The 17,188-nt window shown below is 72.2% G+C and carries 15 protein-coding genes and 1 pseudogene; 8 read left to right on the forward strand and 8 right to left on the reverse strand.

Features of this window, described 5'->3' with window-relative positions:
- The first annotated feature begins 34 nt into the window (after nt 1-34).
- The 4 genes from DK412_RS14050 to DK412_RS14065 all read left to right on the forward strand — a co-directional run bounded on the left by DK412_RS14050 (nt 35) and on the right by DK412_RS14065 (nt 5,037).
- Nucleotides 35-523, forward strand: coding sequence for a nucleoside deaminase (locus tag DK412_RS14050; protein WP_109972445.1), 489 nt, complete (start codon nt 35-37; stop codon nt 521-523).
- A gap of 99 nt (nt 524-622) precedes the next feature.
- Nucleotides 623-1,957, forward strand: a complete 1,335-nt coding sequence (locus tag DK412_RS14055; RefSeq protein WP_109972446.1) for an Nramp family divalent metal transporter — start codon at nt 623-625, stop codon at nt 1,955-1,957.
- A gap of 161 nt (nt 1,958-2,118) precedes the next feature.
- The gene (locus DK412_RS14060) at nt 2,119-2,976 is read left to right on the forward strand and encodes a transglutaminase family protein (RefSeq protein ID WP_109972447.1); all 858 of its coding nucleotides are present in this window, start codon (nt 2,119-2,121) and stop codon (nt 2,974-2,976) included.
- A gap of 399 nt (nt 2,977-3,375) precedes the next feature.
- The gene (locus DK412_RS14065) at nt 3,376-5,037 is read left to right on the forward strand and encodes a DEAD/DEAH box helicase (RefSeq protein WP_109972448.1); all 1,662 of its coding nucleotides are present in this window, start codon (nt 3,376-3,378) and stop codon (nt 5,035-5,037) included.
- Between the two features lie 4 nt (nt 5,038-5,041).
- Here the strand turns inward: DK412_RS14065 and DK412_RS14070 are convergent, their stop codons facing one another.
- The 6 genes and pseudogenes from DK412_RS14070 to DK412_RS14095 all read right to left on the reverse strand — a co-directional run bounded on the left by DK412_RS14070 (nt 5,042) and on the right by DK412_RS14095 (nt 10,156).
- Complete coding sequence (locus tag DK412_RS14070) at nt 5,042-5,377, reverse strand: hypothetical protein (protein WP_162596199.1); 336 nt, start codon at nt 5,375-5,377, stop codon at nt 5,042-5,044.
- A 149-nt stretch (nt 5,378-5,526) separates the two neighbouring features.
- Complete coding sequence (locus DK412_RS14075) at nt 5,527-5,907, reverse strand: hypothetical protein (protein WP_204165565.1); 381 nt, start codon at nt 5,905-5,907, stop codon at nt 5,527-5,529.
- 498 nt (nt 5,908-6,405) lie between these two features.
- Nucleotides 6,406-6,852 carry a hypothetical protein gene (locus tag DK412_RS14080; protein WP_109972451.1) on the reverse strand — a complete coding sequence of 149 codons (447 nt, stop codon included), beginning with the start codon at nt 6,850-6,852 and terminating at the stop codon, nt 6,406-6,408.
- Nucleotides 6,853-7,038: 186 nt separating this feature from the next.
- On the reverse strand, nt 7,039-7,374 hold the full coding sequence (locus tag DK412_RS14085; RefSeq protein WP_204165566.1) for a hypothetical protein: 336 nt from the start codon (nt 7,372-7,374) through the stop codon (nt 7,039-7,041).
- Between the two features lie 125 nt (nt 7,375-7,499).
- Nucleotides 7,500-8,944: pseudogene (locus DK412_RS14090) on the reverse strand (UdgX family uracil-DNA binding protein).
- Complete coding sequence (locus DK412_RS14095; RefSeq protein WP_109972453.1) at nt 8,945-10,156, reverse strand: putative DNA modification/repair radical SAM protein; 1,212 nt, start codon at nt 10,154-10,156, stop codon at nt 8,945-8,947. It lies immediately after the preceding pseudogene.
- 153 nt (nt 10,157-10,309) lie between these two features.
- Here DK412_RS14095 and DK412_RS14100 point away from each other — a divergent pair, with 153 nt between their 5' ends.
- Together DK412_RS14100 and DK412_RS14105 are read left to right on the forward strand one after the other, a co-directional pair.
- Nucleotides 10,310-10,519 (forward strand): hypothetical protein, encoded by a 210-nt coding sequence (locus tag DK412_RS14100; RefSeq protein WP_109972454.1) that lies wholly within the window; start codon nt 10,310-10,312, stop codon nt 10,517-10,519.
- A gap of 184 nt (nt 10,520-10,703) precedes the next feature.
- Entirely contained in the window at nt 10,704-12,056 is a 1,353-nt protein-coding gene (locus tag DK412_RS14105; RefSeq protein WP_109972455.1) for a Gfo/Idh/MocA family oxidoreductase, read from the forward strand.
- A 242-nt stretch (nt 12,057-12,298) separates the two neighbouring features.
- Here the strand turns inward: DK412_RS14105 and DK412_RS14110 are convergent, their stop codons facing one another.
- Both DK412_RS14110 and DK412_RS14115 read right to left on the reverse strand, forming a co-directional pair.
- Nucleotides 12,299-12,691, reverse strand: a complete 393-nt coding sequence (locus DK412_RS14110; RefSeq protein WP_109972456.1) for a RidA family protein — start codon at nt 12,689-12,691, stop codon at nt 12,299-12,301.
- Nucleotides 12,692-12,701: 10 nt separating this feature from the next.
- Nucleotides 12,702-13,853, reverse strand: a complete 1,152-nt coding sequence (locus DK412_RS14115; RefSeq protein ID WP_109972457.1) for a DSD1 family PLP-dependent enzyme — start codon at nt 13,851-13,853, stop codon at nt 12,702-12,704.
- A 101-nt stretch (nt 13,854-13,954) separates the two neighbouring features.
- Between DK412_RS14115 and DK412_RS14120 the strand changes: the two genes are divergently transcribed.
- Together DK412_RS14120 and DK412_RS14125 are read left to right on the forward strand one after the other, a co-directional pair.
- The gene (locus DK412_RS14120) at nt 13,955-14,866 is read left to right on the forward strand and encodes a LysR family transcriptional regulator (protein ID WP_109972458.1); all 912 of its coding nucleotides are present in this window, start codon (nt 13,955-13,957) and stop codon (nt 14,864-14,866) included.
- A gap of 69 nt (nt 14,867-14,935) precedes the next feature.
- Complete coding sequence (locus tag DK412_RS14125) at nt 14,936-17,101, forward strand: protein-disulfide reductase DsbD domain-containing protein (RefSeq protein WP_109972459.1); 2,166 nt, start codon at nt 14,936-14,938, stop codon at nt 17,099-17,101.
- Nucleotides 17,102-17,188: the final 87 nt, after the last annotated feature.

The raw sequence follows: 17,188 nt of genomic DNA on the forward strand, positions 1-17,188 counted from the left end.
TACCAGACGGGGTGGGGCGACGCGAGTGGAACCGATGCGCGATTTTGCAAGGGCGGCCTCGATCAAGAGCGGGGCCGCGCGTCCGGATCCCCTCGGCCTCGCCTTCGACGCGGCGCGCGCGGCGGCGGCCCGCGGCGAGGTGCCGGTGGGCGCCGTCGTGGTGCGCGACGGGATCGTGCTGTCAGTGGCAGGCAATCGCCCCCGGGCCGACCGCGACCCGACCGCCCACGCCGAGATCCTGGCGATCCGCGCCGCCTGCGCGGCGCTCGACGACGAGCGCCTGACCGGCTGCGACCTCTACGTGACCCTCGAGCCCTGCGCGATGTGCGCTGGCGCCATCAGCTCCGCGCGCATCCGCCGGCTCTACTTCGCCGCCGCCGACCCGAAGGGCGGTGCCGTCGAGAACGGCCCGCGCTTCTTCAACCAGCCGACCTGCCACCACGCCCCGGAGGTCTATGGCGGCTTTCGCGAGAGCGAGGCCGCCGCGCTCCTGCGCGACTTCTTTCGCGACCGGCGGCCCTGACGCGGCGATCGGACCCGATCGCCCCCTCGAATTCAGCCTTCTCAAATCAATATAGCAGTGGCTATATGAGCGTGGCTGGAGCGATGGAGAGCTGAGTCGATGCGGGACGGATGGGCGTGGCGCGCCGGCAGCGAGGCGGCGGAGCCGAGCCTCGGGGCGATGAACGCGAGCGTGCCGGTGCGGGCCACCGGCTCCTGGCCGCGGCGGCTGCTCGCCTTCCTCGGCCCCGGCTACATGGTCTCGGTCGGCTACATGGACCCGGGCAACTGGGCCACCGACATCGCCGGCGGGGCGCAGTTCGGCTACACGCTGCTCGCCGTCATCCTGCTCTCGAACCTGATGGCGGTGGTGCTCCAGGCGCTCGCCGCGCGGCTCGGCATCGCCACCGGCCGCGACCTGGCGCAGGCCTGCCGCGACGCCTATTCGCGTCCCGTGGGCATCGCGCTCTGGCTCGCCTGCGAGGCGGCGATTATCGCCTGCGACCTCGCCGAGGTGATCGGCACCGCCATCGCCTTGAAGCTGCTGTTCGGCCTGCCGCTCATCGCCGGCGCGATCCTGACCGGCCTCGACGTCCTCTTGATCCTGCTCCTGATGCGCCGGGGCTTTCGCGCGCTCGAAGCCTTCGTGATCGCGCTCTTGACGATCATCTTCGCCTGTTTCGCGATCCAGATCGCCATGGCGGCGCCGCCCGTGCGGGAGGTGCTCGGCGGCTTCGTGCCGTCCGCTCCAATCGTCACCGATCCGGCGGCGCTCTACCTCGCCATCGGCATCCTCGGCGCCACGGTGATGCCGCACAACCTCTACCTGCACTCCTCGATCGTGCAGACCCGCGCCTATCCGCGCGACGAGGCCGGCCGGCGCAGCGCGCTGCGCTTCGCGGTGGCGGATTCGACGATCGCGCTCACCCTTGCGCTCTTCGTCAACGCGGCGATCCTGATCATGGCGGCCAAGGTCTTCCACGGCTCCGGCCATACCGGCGTGCAGGAGATCGAGGAGGCGCACGCCCTGCTCTCGCCGCTGCTCGGCGTCGGCCTCGCCTCGACCCTGTTCGCCCTCGCGCTCCTGGCCTCCGGCCTCAATTCCACCGTCACCGCGACCCTCGCCGGCCAGATCGTGATGGAGGGGTTCCTGCGGTTGCGCCTGCCCGACTGGGCGCGCCGCCTCGTCACCCGCGGCATCGCCATCGTGCCGGTGGTGATCGTCACCGGGCTCTACGGCGACGAGGGCACCGCCCGGTTGCTGGTGTTGAGCCAGGTCGTTCTGTCGATGCAGCTGCCCTTCGCGGTGATCCCGCTGGTCCGCTTCGTCTCCGACAAGAACAAGATGGGCGTCTTCGTCATCCCGGCCTGGCTCAAGATCCTGTCCTGGGCCATCGCCGCGGTGATCGTGATCCTGAACCTGAAGCTCCTCGCCTCGACTCTCGGGGGCGGTTGACGCCGGGAACGGTGAGAGTCCGGAAGCAGACGCAAGCGCAGAGGTGCGGCGCCTGCACAACATTTGGGCGAAACCGGCGGGGCGAACTGGGCGAGAACTCGGAACAACGGCGCGGATTCGGACTTTATGCACCACGTTTTTCGACTTGCGTGGACGCCACGATGAAGATCCGCACCGGCTACTCGATCGCCTTCGACACGCCCGGCCCGACCCCGATGGTCCTGATGCTGAACGTGCATCCCGACCGCGCCGGCGACCTGATCACGCCCGACACCATGACCATCGACCCGCCGGTCCCCGCGCACCAGTTCGTCGATTCCTTCGGCAATCTCTGCACCCGCGTCACCGCCCCGGGCGGCCGCATCACCTTCTCGGCCGACTTCCTGGTCCAGGACAGCGGTGAGGTCGACGATTACGCGCCGGACGCGGTGCAGCATCCGGTGCAGGACCTGCCCGACGACGTGCTGCCCTTCCTCCTCGCCAGCCGCTACTGCGACACCGACAAGCTGTCGAACACCGCCTGGCAGCTGTTCGGGAATACGCCGGAGGGCTGGGCCCGGGTGCAGGCCATCGTCGACTACGTCCACAACCACATCCGCTTCGACTACCAGCGCGCCGATTCGACCCGCTCGGCCCTCGACGGCTTCAACCAGCGCGAGGGCGTCTGCCGCGACTTCGCTCACCTCGCCGTCACCTTCTGCCGCTGCATGAACATCCCGGCGCGCTACTGCACCGGCTATCTCGGCGATATCGGCGTGCCGGCGGTGCCCGATCCGATGGATTTTTCCGCCTGGTTCGAGGTGTATCTCGGCGGGCGCTGGTACACGTTCGACGCGCGCCACAACAAGCCGCGGATCGGCCGCATCGTGATGGCGCGCGGCCGCGATGCCACCGACGTGGCGATCTCCACGAGCTTCGGCCCGGCCTGGCTCGCCAAGTTCGAGGTCCATACCGACGAGGTGGTGGGCGAGGAGCCGCAGGCGGTGCAGCCGACGGAGTGGCTGCAGGCCGCGGAGTAGGACGCCGTCCGCCGGATTCGATATTCGATTGGTCGACGATTGAGCGCTTCTCCCCTCTCCAGGCGATACCGGGCTTGCCAGAGATCCTTGCCCGGTATCGCTGCAAGGTGAGGGAGAGGGGCCGGGGGGATCGAAGATCCCGCGTGAGGGTGGCTCGGCTCCCGCAATAATCCTGAACCGTGGAACTGCCAGCACCACACTCGACGCTCTACACTGAAACGGGTCACCCTGCGCGATCTCCGGTCGCCCCTGCCCCTTTCCCAAACGGGAGAGGGGATCCCGCGCCATCCTGTGTGCTGTTCGGCTCTTTGATTCGCCGGCAGCCCTGATGACCCGCCTACCCACCTCCCCCCGCTGTCAAGCCTGGATGCGCCGCCATTCTCCGGCTATGGCGGCGCGATGCTGCTTCGTCCCTACCAGCGCGCGAGCCTCGATGCGCTCCAGGCCGATTGGGCGCGCGGTGGCCGCAACGGCCTGATCGTGCTGCCGACCGGGGCCGGCAAGAGCCTCGTCATCGCCACCCTGGTGCGCGAGACGATGGCCCGGGATCCGGGCGCGCGGATCGCCGTCGTCACCCATACCCGCGAGTTGATCGCCCAGAACCACGCCGAACTCCTCGCCCTCTGGCCGGAGGCGCCGGCCGGCATCGTCTCGGCCGGGCTCGGGCGGCGCGAGGAGACGAAGGCAATCCTGTTCTGCGGCATCCAGTCGGTGTGGAACCGGGTCGAGGCGACGGGCGGGTTCGACCTGGTGATCGTCGACGAGGCCCACCTGATTCCCCGCGATGCCGAGACCCGCTACGGCCGCTTCCTCGACGCGGTGCGGGCGCGCTCGCCCGACATGCGCCTCGTCGGCCTCACCGCCACCCCCTACCGCCTCGACAGCGGCCGCCTCGACGAGGGCCAGGGCCGCGTCTTCGATCGGCTCGTCTACGAGGCGCAGGTCGGCGACCTGATCCGTGAGGGCTACCTCGCGCTCCTGGTCTCGAAGGCCACCGCCACGATCCTCGACGTCAGCGGCGTGCCGCTGCGCGCCGGCGACTACGTGCCCGGCGCGCTGGAGGCGGCGGTGAACCGCGACGTCATCACCAAGGCGGCCGTCGCCGAGATGGTCGCCTACGGCGCCGAGCGCCGGGCCTGGCTCGCCTTCTGTGCCGGGGTGAAGCACGCCGACGCGGTGCGCGACGCGATCCGGGCGGAGGGGTTCTCCTGCGAGTCGATCTCGGGCGAGACGGGCAAGCGCGAGCGCGACCGCATCGTGCGCGACTTCCGGGCCGGGCGCCTGCGCTGCCTCACCTCGGTGGGCGTGCTGGCGACCGGCTTCAACGTGCCGGAGGTCGACCTGATCGCGCTGCTGCGCCCGACCCAGAGCACCGGCCTCTACGTCCAGCAGGTCGGCCGGGCCTTGCGCCGGGCGCCCGGCAAGACCGACGCCCTGGTCCTCGATTACGCCGGCCTCGTGCGCCGCCACGGGCCGATCGACGTGCTCTCGGCCAATGCCGTCGCCCGGGCGCGGCTCTTGGGCGAGACCGGCGCGCCCCGGGCCAAGCCCTGCCCGGGCTGCGGCGCGCTGATCGCGCTCAATGCCAGCACCTGCGAGGGCTGCTGGGTCGAGCCGGAGGAGGAGGAGGGGGACGAGGCCGAGATGCCGCACGAAGCGGTGGCCGACGACGAGACCGCAGTCCTCTCCGCCGACACCGTCGCGGTGGTGCGGGAGGCCCATGCGCGGTGGTGGCCGGTGGCCGGCTGGCGCTTCCGGCGCGAGACGCGCCACCGCGGCCCCGACGTGCTGGCGGTGGCGCTGGAGGGCGACGAGGACGCGATGACGGTGCGCCTCGACCTCGAAGCGACCGGGTTCGCCCGCGAGAAGGCGGTGCAGTGGTGGCGCCGCCTGGGCGGCGAGATGCCCCCTCCCCTCGACATCGACGAGGCGCTGGCGCGCTGCGACGAGCTGTCCCGGCCGGAGGCGGTCCGGGTGGTGCCGACCGGCCGGCTCTCGGAGGCCGTCGATTACCGCCTCGCCGACGGGGCGACCTGGACCGATACGCGGCGGGTGGCGTGATTCGTCAGCCGGCCGCGATCAGCCGGGCGACCTCGGCCTCGGCGAAGGCCTTCTCGGCGGCGACATCGGCGGAGAGCGCACGGATCGCCTCGAAATCGTCGCCCTGGCAGGCGATCTCGAGCGCGGCGCAGAGCCGCGACAGCCGGGTGAAGCCGATCAGGCCCGAGGAGGCGATCACCCCGTGCGCCGCGGCGCCGAGCGCCGCCGGCTCGCCTCGCACCGTCCAGTCGCGCAGCTGGGCCTGGAAGCGTCCGAGCAGCACCGGCATCGCCTGGTCGCCGACCGCCTGGCGCAGGTCGGCATAGGTCGCGGCATCGAGGGAGGGGGGCGTCGTCGCCATGGCGTCCGGCTCCAAATGCGCCTCGTCGCCCGGGCGCGTCGGCTCGCGGACCACGAGGCTACCATATGGGGCGGTCGCGATGCTCGACCATCGGGCCGGTCGATCCTGAAACGCGGTGCCGGGCCGGACCGAAGCCGCCATCGCGGCCCTCAGGCCGACCGCGCCACCGAGGTCCCGATCTCCGCCGACCGGGCGGCCTCCGCCTCGCGGGCATAGGTCCGTGCCCGCATGACCGCTTCCGACGGCAGCTGCTCGACGACGGACCCGTCCGAGCCGACGACCTGGAACACGATCTGCTTGCTGTCGGGATCGCGCCGGTAATGGGCACGGTCGGCCTTGCCCTCGGGGGTTTCGCCGGTCGACGCGGCGGAGTCGCGCGCGATGGTCCGACGGGCGTCCGGGCTCAGGTCGAGGGTCACCGCCGGGTCGAGGGGCGGGTCGGGCTCGGGCGTGCGCGCGGGACTGGTCCGGACGACGGGCTCGATCGCGGCCGGCGGAAGCGCCGCGGCGATGGTGGTGGTCTCGATCACGGCGAAATCCTTTCGGGCGATCCGTTCCCGATCAGCTAGCCGTGATGGGTCCTACCTCAATCTTAACGCCGGCCGGGCCTGTCAATCTTATCTTAAGACGCCGTATCGGCGCTCTCGACAATTGTAAGAATTTTCTCTTGGCATCCGCGGCGGCGGCGCGGGTGTCCCGCGACGATGTCGGAGCCGACTTGCTTGCCTTCCACGGAGCCGACATTTTCCACGTCATTCCGGGGACGGACAGCGGAGCCTGGCATCCAGAACCGCGGATGGTTCAGGATCAAGCGGAGATCGTTCCGCCTTCGTCGGAAACACCCGAGCTTCTGGATTCCGGGCCCCGCTGCGCGACCCCGGAATAGACGCGGAGAGTGCCGATATCGGCGGGCAACTCGGACACGCTCTCTTGGTACCGTACACAACCTGTATCTCATCGTCGTCATGCCAAAGACGGACGATCGAAGCCTTGCTCTCGCCTTCAGCGGTCGGACTTGGCAGCCGTCCTCACGGCTCCCCGGCCGGCGCCGCCGGCGCTTCGCTGTCGGCTCTCGGCTCGGCGGTGGCGACGGCCTTGGTGGTGAGCAGCGGCTCGAGGCGCCGGGCCAGCTCCTGGCCGAGATGGCGGGTATATTGCCCGGTGAAGTAACGCCCGCCGGCGCCGCGGCCCTCGAGGTGGTCGCGGGCCTTGGTCATCGCATCGACCTCGGGCCGGCACAGGAAGCCAATCACGCCGGCCGCCTCGTACCAGCGGCCGGCCCGGGCATGGGCGAGCGCCGCCGGGTTGTTGCCGATGGTCTCGGCGAAGCACTCCGTCGCAGCCTGTTCGAGGGGGCCGAGCACCGCGCGCCGGTGCTCGGCGCGGGGGCTCGGGGCCGCCACGGCCGGATGGGCCGCGGCGGCGATCTCCATCGCCGCCAGGGTGCAGATCGCGCCGTACAGCAGAACTCTCATATCCGGGCCTCGGCCGAATCAACCGCCACTCACCCGGCAAGCCTCGTGCCGATCATGGGCGGATCTTGGGCGAAACCCGGAGAAAATGCAGGTTTTCGGACGGGGCGGCCGCTGCCCCGAAGCTGAGCGGCAAATTTTACCCGGTGGGGGGCAGCGTCCTCTCGGTCAGCCGCGGCGCATTCCCCATCAGCCGCGGCGCTCGGCGTTCCAGCGGCCCTTGCAGGAGGTGGAGCCGGAGGTGGTCCAGGTGCCGTTGCCGGCGCCTTCGCCGCCGAGGCGGCCGACGACCTGGGCCGCGGCATCGCCCCGGCTGATCGTCGCCCGCACGGCGCCGCTCGGCTGCACGCGACCCGAGACGGTGAAGTCGCCGCCGCCGGCATAGCGGGCCTGGCCGTTCTGGATGATGACGCCGTAGCGGTAGGCCCGGTCGCAAGCCCCGCTCTCGGTGATGACCTCGACGCTCCAGGTGCCGTCGAAGCGGTCCGGCGCCTTGGCGCTGGTTCGGGCGATGGCCGGCGCCACGGCGCCCGCCAGACAAGCTCCCGCCGCGAGGGCGGACACGATCAGCCTCATGGTCCTCGTTTCCCGGTTTGGTCTGGCGACAAACTCGGCAGCACGCGGTTGGTTGCCGCAAAGCACCCCTCGCGTTAACCGAGCAAACCGAGGCGGGGCGCCGGATCCGCCGACAGCGCGGAGGCCCGCCGCAGGTCCGCGACGAAACCCGCATAGGCCTCCCCCGCGCCTCGTCGGGCAGACGCAGCAGGTAGGAGGGATGGACGGTGACGAAGCCCGCATAGGGCTTGTCGCCGAACGTCGCAGGCCCGCGGGCGCGGGTGACCGGCACCGGCCGGCCGGTGAGCGCCAGCACGGCGGTGGCGCCGAGCGCCACCACCAGACGCGGCGCCACGAAGGCGAGCTCGCGGTCGAGCCACCAGCGGTAATGCGCGACCTCGCCGGCACTCGGCTTCTGGTGGATGCGCCGCTTGCCCCGCTGCTCGAACTTGAAGTGCTTGACCGCATTGGTGAGATAGGCGCGGTCGCGGTCGATTCCCGCCTCTTCCAGCGCCCGCGCCAGGAGCTGGCCCGCCGGGCCGACGAAGGGCCGGCCCTGGAGGTCCTCCTGGTCGCCCGGCTGCTCGCCCACGAAGGCGATCGCCGCGCCGAGCGGCCCCTCGCCGAGGACGGCCTGCGTCGCGCCCGGCACCAGCGGTTCGGAGGCGCGGATCACCGCGTTCAGCGCGGCGAGGGAGGCGGGCTCCTGCGCCGCCATCGCGGCGAGCGCCCGGGCCGGCACACGCTTGACCGGCGCCTCGGGGGCCCGGGCGATCATCTCTCCGACCCGCCGGCCGGCCTCCCGCACCAGGCCGGGGATCGCCGCCGTCTCGGGCATGTTGTGCCAGTACTTCTTCGGCATCTCGGCCCGCATCGCCGCCAGGTTGGTGCGGGCGGGGTTGAAGGTGCTAGCATAATAATCGGTCCAGCCGGCCTCAAACGCGTCCTGCTCCGGCACATCCTCGCGCCGCCCCGGCGGCCCGAAGCTCAAGGCGCAGCCGTCCCAGTGGGCCGAGCCGTCCGGGGTCAGGATCGACCAGTCGAAGGAGGGGAAGCGCGCGGAGAAGAACGGCGCCGCCTCCGCCAGGATGTGGTGCTCGGGCTCGAACCAGGCGGCGAACCGCTCGCGCCCGCCCTCCCCCGCCCCGGCGCGGCGAAAGCGCAGGAAGGCGTGCATCTTGTGCAGGTCGCGCGCCACCGCCTTGCGCATGAGGTTCAGGCGATGGACCAGCGGGTCGCTCGCCACCTCGGCGAGGTGCCGCTCTCCTTCCGCCACCCGCCAGATCAGCCGGTGGAGCAGGCCGTAGCGTTCGGGATCGCGGTGCATGACGACCGGCGCCACAAGGGCCGCCACCGCCCGCGGCAGGGCGAGCGCCGGGCCGGGCTCGCCCGCATCGTCCTCGGGAAACAGCGAGGCCGCCTCGCCCTCGACCCAGGTCACCGACTCCGGCGCCACCCCCGCCGGGACGAGGTGCCGGATCGCCGCGCGAAACCCGTCGAGGTCGGCGCCGGGCGCCAGGCGGATCGTGCGGGCGCGCATCTAGAACAGGCTCAGCTGGCGCGGGGGCTCGACGAGGCGGGCGCGCAGGTCGAGCCGATCGGTGAGGCGGGTCGGCGCGTAATCGGCCGCGACCAGGAACGGCCGGGCGCGCTTCAGGCCCGAGGTCAGGCGGGCGACGTCGTCGAGGCGCAACGTGGCGTGCCGGCGCGCCGCCACGATCTTGTCGACCGCCCGCACGCCGAGGCCCGGCACCCGCAGGAGCATCTCCCGGTCGGCCCGGTTGACGTCGACGGGGAAGCGCTCTCGGTTCTTCAGCGCCCAGGCGAGCTTGGGATCGACGTCGAGGGCGAGCATGCCGGATTCGGTCGCCCCCGCCACGTCGTCGGGCGAGAAGGCGTAGTACCGCATCAGCCAGTCGGCCTGGTAGAGCCGGTGCTCGCGCTGGAGCGGCGGGGATTTGCTCGGCAGGATCGAGGCGGCGTCGGGGATCGGGCTGAAGGCCGAGTAGTAGATCCGCTTCAGGCCGTAATGGTCGTAGAGGCGGGCGCTGGTGCGGATCAGCGATTCGTCGGTGCTGGCATCGGCCCCGACGATCACCTGCGTCGACTGGCCGGCGGGGGCGAAGCGGCGCTTCTCCTCTTTGGCCTGCAGGATGCGCTCGCCCATCTGGCCCATCGCGGTCTGGATCGCGGCGCCGTCCTTCTCCGGCGCCAGCCGCTCCAGGCTCGCCTCGGTCGGCAGTTCCAGGTTGATCGAGAGCCGGTCGGCGTAGAGACCGGCCTGCTCGATCAGCCATGGGCTCGCCTCCGGGATGGTCTTCAGGTGGATGTAGCCGCGAAAGCCGTGCCGCTGGCGCAGGGTCTTGGCCACCCGGATCAGCTGCTCCATCGTGTGGTCGGGCGAGCGGATGATCCCGGAGGAGAGAAACAGCCCCTCGATGTAGTTGCGCTTGTAGAACTCGACCGTCAGCGTCACGACCTCCTCGACCGAGAACTTGGCCCGCCGGACGTTCGAGGAGCGGCGGTTGACGCAGTAGGCGCAGTCGAACAGGCAATAGTTGGTGAGCAGGATCTTCAGGAGCGAGACGCAGCGCCCGTCCGGCGTGTAGGCGTGGCAGATGCCGGCCCCGGTGGTGGAGCCGAGGCCGCCGGCCTCCGCCTTGCGCTTCGGCGCTCCCGAAGAGGCGCAGGAGGCATCGTACTTCGCCGCGTCGGCGAGAACCGTGAGCTTCTTCTTGAGGGCATCGTCCATGCCCGCAACCTGGCTCTCGTTCCTGATTTGTTCAAGGCCGAAGCGGCGGATGGCCCGTGGTCGAAAGCCGCATCGGACCGCTCGGGAACCCGCCGGCCGCCCCTCCCGTTGTCTGCCCGATTGGAAATTGTCTAATTCGCAAGGAGACGCCTCATGGCGACGAATCCGTCCGCGAACTGCCGCAGCTGCCGCTACTTCGACGACCACAAGCTGAATGGCGCCGCCGCCCAGGGCGAGGAAGGTCTGTGCCGCTTCAACCCGCCGGTGAGCCAGCCGGAGCCGCAGGGCCACGGCCTGTGGCCGGTGGTCTCGGCCCAGGACTGGTGCGGGCACTTCTCGCCGGAGATGATGGCGGGCGAGTGAGCGATCGTCGGATCGGAGTTTTTGGGAAGGCCGGTCCGGGAGGGCCGGCCTTTCTGCATGACAGAGGCCTCGAGAGGCATCGCCAGAGCTGCCGTCGCGTGGTCGAGCTGGGCGCAGCGGCAGCGGAACCCCACCACCCCCAACACGTTGCGCAGGCTCTCTGCCCTCGACGGATGGTTGCCCGATGACGGACGATGTCACCGCCCTCTCGCGCCGGAGCCTGATGATGGCCGGCGGCGCCACCCTGGTCGGGCTCGGCAGCGCGGCGGCGCAAGGGGCGTCCGGATCGGGGGTGCCCGGTCCCGAGCGGCCGGTCGATACCGGCAAGGTCGAGAACGGCAAGGTGACGTTCCCGAACTGGCGTGGCCCGTCCGACCGGCCTTCCGCCCCACCGCCGGCCCCGCTGCCGCCGGGGGAGCGGATCGGCTTCGCGGTCGTCGGCCTGGGCCGGCTGTCGCTGGAGGAGATCCTTCCCGCCTTCGGCGAGTGCCGCAAGGCGAAGCTCGTCGCCCTGATGTCGGGCTCGCCCGAGAAGGCCAAGGCGGTGGCGGCGCAACACGGGATCGGGCCCGAGGCGGTCTACGGCTACGACGGCTGGGACGCGCTCGCCCGCAACCCGCAGGTGAAGGCAGTCTATATCGTCACCCCGAACGCGCTCCACCGCGACCAGGTCATCGCCGCGGCCGGCGCCGGCAAGCACGTGCTGTGCGAGAAGCCGATGGCGGCCTCGGCCGCCGAGGCGCGGGCGATGATCGATGCCTGCGCCAAGGCGAACGTGAAGCTGATGATCGCCTATCGCTGCCAGTACGAGCCCTACAACCGCGAGGTCGTGCGGCTGGTGCGCAGCGCCAAGTACGGCAAGGTCAAGCTGATCGAGGCGACCAACACCCAGACCATGAGCCTGCCCGAGCAGTGGCGGATGAAGAAGGCGCTCGCCGGCGGCGGCGCGCTGCCGGATATCGGGCTCTACTGCCTCAACGGCGTGCGGGCGCTGATGGGCGAGGAGCCGGTCTCGGTCCAGGCGCAGATTCATTCACCGGACGACCCGCTCTACCGCGAGGTCGAGGAGACGGTCGCCTTCACCCTGCGCTTCCCCTCCGGCGCGCTGGCGCTCTGCTCCACCAGCTACGGCGCGCACGAGACCCGCTCGCTGACCGTCCAGGCCGAGGGCGGCGCGATCCAGCTCCAGAACGCCTTCGCGTATGAGGGCCAGCGCCTGTTCCTGAACCACCGCGAGGGCAAGGCCGAGGCGAAGGAGGAGCGGGTGCTGGGCGCGAAGAACCAGTTCGCCCTCGAGATCGACCATTTCGCGACCTGTCTCCTCGAGAACCGCACGCCGCGCACGCCCGGCGAGGAGGGCCTGCAGGACCAGATCCTGATGGAGGCGATCTACGAGGCCGCCCGCACCGGCACCACCGTGGCGCTGAAGCCGCCGGAGCGAATCGTGGGCAAGGATGACGGCAAGGGAGAGGCCAAGAATCCGTCGGGCAAGGCCCTCGATCTGACCCGCGGCCCGGAGCCGGAGGATGCCGGCTGAGGCGGCACCTCGTACCCGCGGGAGTGTTCGGTTCCCGCTATGGCCTTCCACCCTCCGCGTCCTCCCGGGACCGCGACGGCGGAACCCGGGATCCATAACCACTGACGGTGCAGGCCTTGGCGGAACGCCGTCGGCCTCCTGGAGCGTCAGCGTTTAGGGATCCCGGGTTCTCGGCTTCGCCGCGCCCCGGGATGACCCTGTGAAATGGGACGCCGGTTGGCCGTGCCGAGAGGCCGGCCGTTTCACCCGCCCCGCACCGCGATCGCCTCGACCTCCACCAGGTAGCCGTGGTGCAGCTCCGGCACCGGCACCACCGTGCGGGCCGGCCGCGCTTCCCCCAGCATCTCGGTGTAGACCCGGTTGAATTCCGGCCAGTTCTCGACGCCGACGATGTAGGCGGTCACCCGCAAGACATGCTCCGGCCCGCTGCCCGCCTCCGCCAGGATGGCGAGCAAGCTCGCCAGCGCCTGGCGCACCTGCGTGGCGAAGAGCTGGTCGGCGGTGTGGCTGCCGTCGGGCCGGGCGGCGAGCTGGCCCGAGACGAAGACGAGGTCGCGCCAGGCGGTGCCTTGCGCATAATGCCCGGCCGGCTGCGGCGCGGCGGCGGTGGCGATGCGGGTGATCGACTCGGTCATGGCTCGTCTCCTACCAGCCGTTGATGCGGGGCCATTCCGCCGCGACGCGGCCCGCCCCGTCGAGGACGTGGTAGCGGTCGTGCTGCGCCCCCGTCGCGCAGGCGTGGTTGGGCAGGATGCGGACCGGTGCGCCGATGGACAGGTCCGGCAGCGCGGCGCCCGAGCCCGGCCGCAGGGCCAGGATGCCGTGCTCCTGGTTGGCGTCGCGGACGATCAGGTCGGGATAGGGCCGCCCGGCCGCGTCGCAGACCACGCCGTAGCCCTGGTCGACCGCCTGGCGCGCCGTGCCGCGGTCGCGCGACAGTGCCATCCAGCCGGCATCGACGACGATCCAGCCCTTCGCCCGCTGGTGGCCGATCACCGTGGCGAGCACCGAGAGGGCGATGTCCTCGACCGCGACCGAACCGACACCGGCCTGAAACAGGTCGCCGAGCATGAACACGCCGGCGCGGACCTCGGTGATTCCGGTGAGGTCGCGGGCGAAGCGCGCGGTCGGGGTCGAGCCGACGCTGACCACCGGGCAGGGCAGCCCAGCCGCCCGGAGAGACTCGGCCGCCGTCACCGCTGCGACCCGCTCGGCCTCCGCCGCCGCCGCGAGCGCGGCGGGATCGCTCAAGGCGTAGCTGTCGCCGGCATGCAGCAGGACGCCGCGCAGGGCCGCGCCGCCGGCGGTCAGCCGCCGGCCGATCGCCACCAGGGTGTCGCGGTCGCCCGGCGCGACGCCGGAGCGGTGGCCGTCGGCATCGACCTCGATCAGCACCGGCACGGCGTCGCCGCGGGCGCGGGCGTGCTCGGCCACGGCCTCGGCCTGCTCGGTGCTGTCGAGGATGATCGCGAGGTCGGCGCCGCCGGCCCGGATCGCTGCGACCCGGGGCAGCTTCGCCGGGCTGATGCCGACGGCGTAGATCATGTCGCGCACCCCGCCGGCCGCGAAGTACTCTGCCTCGCGCAAGGTCGAGACCGTCGCCGGGCCCTCGGGCGAGGCCATCGCGATGCGGGCGACGTCGAGGGACTTGGCGGTCTTCAGGTGCGGCCGGAGCGCGACGCCGAGACGATCGAGATGCGCGCGCATCCGCGCGACGTTGGCGCGCAGGCGCGCCTCATCGAGGAGGAGACAGGGAGTCTCCAGGCGGTCCAAGGGGGTCCGGCTCGTCTCGGGCATGGTGGTACGCTCGTCGTGATCGCGTCGTGTCTCCCTGAAGACCATGGAACGATGGGCGGCGCCATTAACGCTGCCTGCCTTCTGCATTAAGGTCATCCTTAATGCTTGCGACCGACGACGTCCGCTTCTTCCTCGCCGTGGCCGAGGCGCCCTCCCTCGCCGCCGCGTCGCGGGCCCTCGACGTGTCGCCGCCGGCGGTCACGCAGCGCCTGCGCGCCCTCGAGGAGCGGCTCGGCATGCATCTCGTCGACCGGGCCGGGCGCCACCTCGCGCTGACCGACGAGGGCGAATTGCTCGCCGAGCGCGGCCGCGAGATCCTCGCGTCGCTGGCCGAGCTCGACGAGGCCCTGGCCGCCCGTCGCGGGCAGGTGGTCGGTCACCTGCGGATCGTGGCGCCGCTCGGCTTCGGCCGCCGCCACGTCGCCCCGGTTGCCGCAGCATTTCAGGCGGCGCACCCGGAGGTCGCCCTCGATCTGACGCTCTCCGACCGCCTCGGCGGCGTGCCGGCCGGCACCTTCGACCTCGCGATCCATGTCGGCGGGATCGCGCAAGCCGCGCCCGGCCTGATCGCCCGGCGCCTCGCCCCCAACGACCGCGTCGTCTGCGCCGCGCCCGCCTATCTCGCCGCCCGCGGCACGCCGGCCGGCCCGGCCGACCTGCGCGCCCATGCCTGCATCGCGTTGCGCGAGAACGACGAGGACGTCACCCTGTGGCGCTTCCACCGCGACGGCGGGGACGAGCGGGTCCGGATCGAGCCGCGCCTGTCCAGCAACGACGGCGAGGTGGTGCGCGGCTGGGCGCTCGCCGGGCGCGGGATCATCCTGCGCTCGGAATGGGACGTCGCCGACGACCTGCGGGCGGGGCGTCTCGTCCGGCTGCTGCCCGCTCACGCCCTGCCCGACGCTCCCGTGACGGCGCTTCTCGGCGCGCCCCGGCGCGCCCGCGCCGCCCGCACCCGCCGCTTCCTCGACGCGCTCGCCGCCGCCCTCGATCCCCCGCCCTGGCGGGCCTGAGCGCCGCCTCACGCGAACGCGATCCGGCCGGCCTCGCCAGCGCCCCAGAGTCCGGGTAACCCGGGACCCATGTCCCGCCTCGCGCCCCTCCTCGCCCTTCTCCTTTCCGGCCTGGCCCTCGCCGCCGAGGCGCAGGGCCTGAAGCCCTCGAAATACGCCGATCTCGTCCGGGCCGAGCTGGTGACGCAGGAGAGCGCCGTCGCGCCGGGCGCCACGCTCACCGCCGGCCTGCGGCTGACGATGAAGCCGGGCTGGCACGTCTACTGGCGCAATCCCGGCGATTCCGGCCTGCCGCCGGAGATCGCCTGGACGCTGCCGGCGGGGTTTTCCGCGGGCGCGATCGCGTGGCCGGCGCCGGAGCGGATCCCGGTCGGCGACCTGATGAATTTCGGCTACGAGGGCGAGGTGCTGCTGACGGTACCGGTGACGGCGCCCGAGACCCTCGGGCCCGGACCGGTCCCGCTCCGGGCCAAGGTCTCCTACCTCGTCTGCGAGCGCGAATGCGTGCCGGGCGAGGCCAGCCTCTCGACGAGCCTGCCGGTGGCGCCCGCCGGGACCAGCCCGCGGCCCGATCCCCGCCACGCCGCCCTGTTCGCGCAAGGGCGCGAGCGGCTGCCGGTCCCGGCGCCCTGGCCGGTCCGGATGGTCCAGGACGGCGCGACGCCGGTCCTGACTGTCGACGCGCCCGATCTCAAGGCGCGCGACGTCGCGTTCTTCCCCTATTCCGAGACCGCCCTGGAGCACGCCGCGGAGCAGGTCGCGACGGGCGACGCAACGGGCCTGCGCCTGCGGCTCCAGCGCAGCAGCCAGGCCGCCGCCGACGCACCGGCGCCCCGGGCCGACGGGGTTCTGACCTTCACCGAGGACACCGGATCCGGCTCGGTCCGCCGCGCCTACGCGCTCGGCGACGCGGCGTCCGCGCCGGCGAGCGCCGCCCCCGCCGCGCCCGTCGCCCCCACCCCGGTCGCCGCCACCGCGCCGGCCGAGGCCGAGGGCCTGTGGCAGGCGGCCCTCCTCGCCTTCCTGGGCGGGCTCCTGCTCAACCTGATGCCCTGCGTCTTCCCGGTCCTGTCGATCAAGGTGCTGAGCCTGGTGCGCCATTCGGGCGAGAGCCCGGGCCGGGTGCGGCTGCACGGCCTCGCTTACGCGACGGGCGTGCTGGCGACCTTCCTGGGGCTTGCGGGCCTGCTGATCGCGCTGCGGGCCGGCGGCGCGCAGATCGGCTGGGGTTTCCAGCTGCAATCGCCCCTGGTGGTGGCCGGCCTCGCCTACGGGCTGTTCGCCATGGGCCTCAGCCTGTCGGGGGTCTGGCATCTCGGCGGCCGGGCGGCGGCCCTGGGCGACGGCCTGACCCGGCGCGCCGGGCTCGAGGGCTCGTTCTTCACCGGCGTGCTGGCGACGGTGGTCGCCACGCCCTGCACCGCGCCGTTCATGGGCGCGGCGGTCGGCTACGGCCTGACGCAGGGAGCGGCGGTGGCGCTCACCGTCTTCGCGGCGCTCGGCCTCGGCCTTGCCCTCCCCTTCGCCCTGCTGGCGGCCTGGCCGGCCGCCTTGCGCCGCCTGCCGCGGCCCGGCGCCTGGATGGAGACCCTCAAGGGCCTTTTGGCCTTCCCGCTCTACCTCACGGTGGCGTGGCTCACCTGGGTGCTGAGCCAGCAGGTCGGGCCGACCGGGCTGATGGCCGGGCTCACCGGCCTGGTGCTGGTGGCGTTCTGCGCCTGGCTCGCGGCTCGCACCGCGACGGCGGACGGCTTCGCCCGGCGGGCGGGCCTCGCGGCGCTGATGCTCGGCCTCCTCGGCCTCGCGGGGCTGCTGGTGGCGCTCGACCGGGACCGCGCCGGCCCGGTGGCGGTCGCGAGCGCCGACGGGATCGAGCCGTTCAGCCAAGCCCGGCTCGACGCGCTCCTCGCCGAGCGCCGCCCGGTCTTCGTCAACATGACGGCGGCGTGGTGCATCACCTGCCAGGTCAACGACCGCGCGACCTTGAGGGCGGCCGCCGTGCGCGAGGCCTTCAAGGCCCACGACGTCGCCCAGCTCAAGGGCGACTGGACCAACCAGAACCCGGAGATCACCCGGGTGCTGGAGGCGAACGGCCGCTCGGGCGTGCCGCTCTACCTGCTCTATGACGGCCGCGGCGGCGTCGCGGTGCTGCCGCAGATCCTCACCGAGGCGACGGTGCGCGACGCGCTGGCGGCCCTGCCGACGGGGACCGGGCCGCGGGCCGCGCTGCCGTAAGAATCCGTCGAGCAGACCAGTCCAGCCGGAGCCATTCGGGCTCGTCGACCAAGCCGAGGCGCCGCAAACCTGCCATGCGGCCGGTGG

It is taken from the genome of Methylobacterium sp. 17Sr1-1 (genome assembly GCF_003173775.1).
GTDB lineage: Bacteria > Pseudomonadota > Alphaproteobacteria > Rhizobiales > Beijerinckiaceae > Methylobacterium.

Excerpts from the sequence above, each read along its gene's own strand:
- DK412_RS14105 (WP_109972455.1), top strand. The coding sequence starts at position 10,704 with ATGACGGACGATGTCACCGCCCTCTCGCGCCGGAGCCTGATGATGGCC.
- DK412_RS14110 (WP_109972456.1), bottom strand. The coding sequence starts at position 12,691 with ATGACCGAGTCGATCACCCGCATCGCCACCGCCGCCGCGCCGCAGCCG.
- DK412_RS14115 (WP_109972457.1), bottom strand. The coding sequence starts at position 13,853 with ATGCCCGAGACGAGCCGGACCCCCTTGGACCGCCTGGAGACTCCCTGT.
- DK412_RS14125 (WP_109972459.1), top strand. The coding sequence starts at position 14,936 with ATGTCCCGCCTCGCGCCCCTCCTCGCCCTTCTCCTTTCCGGCCTGGCC.
- DK412_RS14120 (WP_109972458.1), top strand. The coding sequence starts at position 13,955 with ATGCTTGCGACCGACGACGTCCGCTTCTTCCTCGCCGTGGCCGAGGCG.
- DK412_RS14080 (WP_109972451.1), bottom strand. The coding sequence starts at position 6,852 with ATGAGAGTTCTGCTGTACGGCGCGATCTGCACCCTGGCGGCGATGGAG.
- DK412_RS14060 (WP_109972447.1), top strand. The coding sequence starts at position 2,119 with ATGAAGATCCGCACCGGCTACTCGATCGCCTTCGACACGCCCGGCCCG.
- DK412_RS14050 (WP_109972445.1), top strand. The coding sequence starts at position 35 with ATGCGCGATTTTGCAAGGGCGGCCTCGATCAAGAGCGGGGCCGCGCGT.
- DK412_RS14055 (WP_109972446.1), top strand. The coding sequence starts at position 623 with ATGCGGGACGGATGGGCGTGGCGCGCCGGCAGCGAGGCGGCGGAGCCG.
- DK412_RS14065 (WP_109972448.1), top strand. The coding sequence starts at position 3,376 with ATGCTGCTTCGTCCCTACCAGCGCGCGAGCCTCGATGCGCTCCAGGCC.
- DK412_RS14070 (WP_162596199.1), bottom strand. The coding sequence starts at position 5,377 with ATGGCGACGACGCCCCCCTCCCTCGATGCCGCGACCTATGCCGACCTG.
- DK412_RS14095 (WP_109972453.1), bottom strand. The coding sequence starts at position 10,156 with ATGGACGATGCCCTCAAGAAGAAGCTCACGGTTCTCGCCGACGCGGCG.
- DK412_RS14100 (WP_109972454.1), top strand. The coding sequence starts at position 10,310 with ATGGCGACGAATCCGTCCGCGAACTGCCGCAGCTGCCGCTACTTCGAC.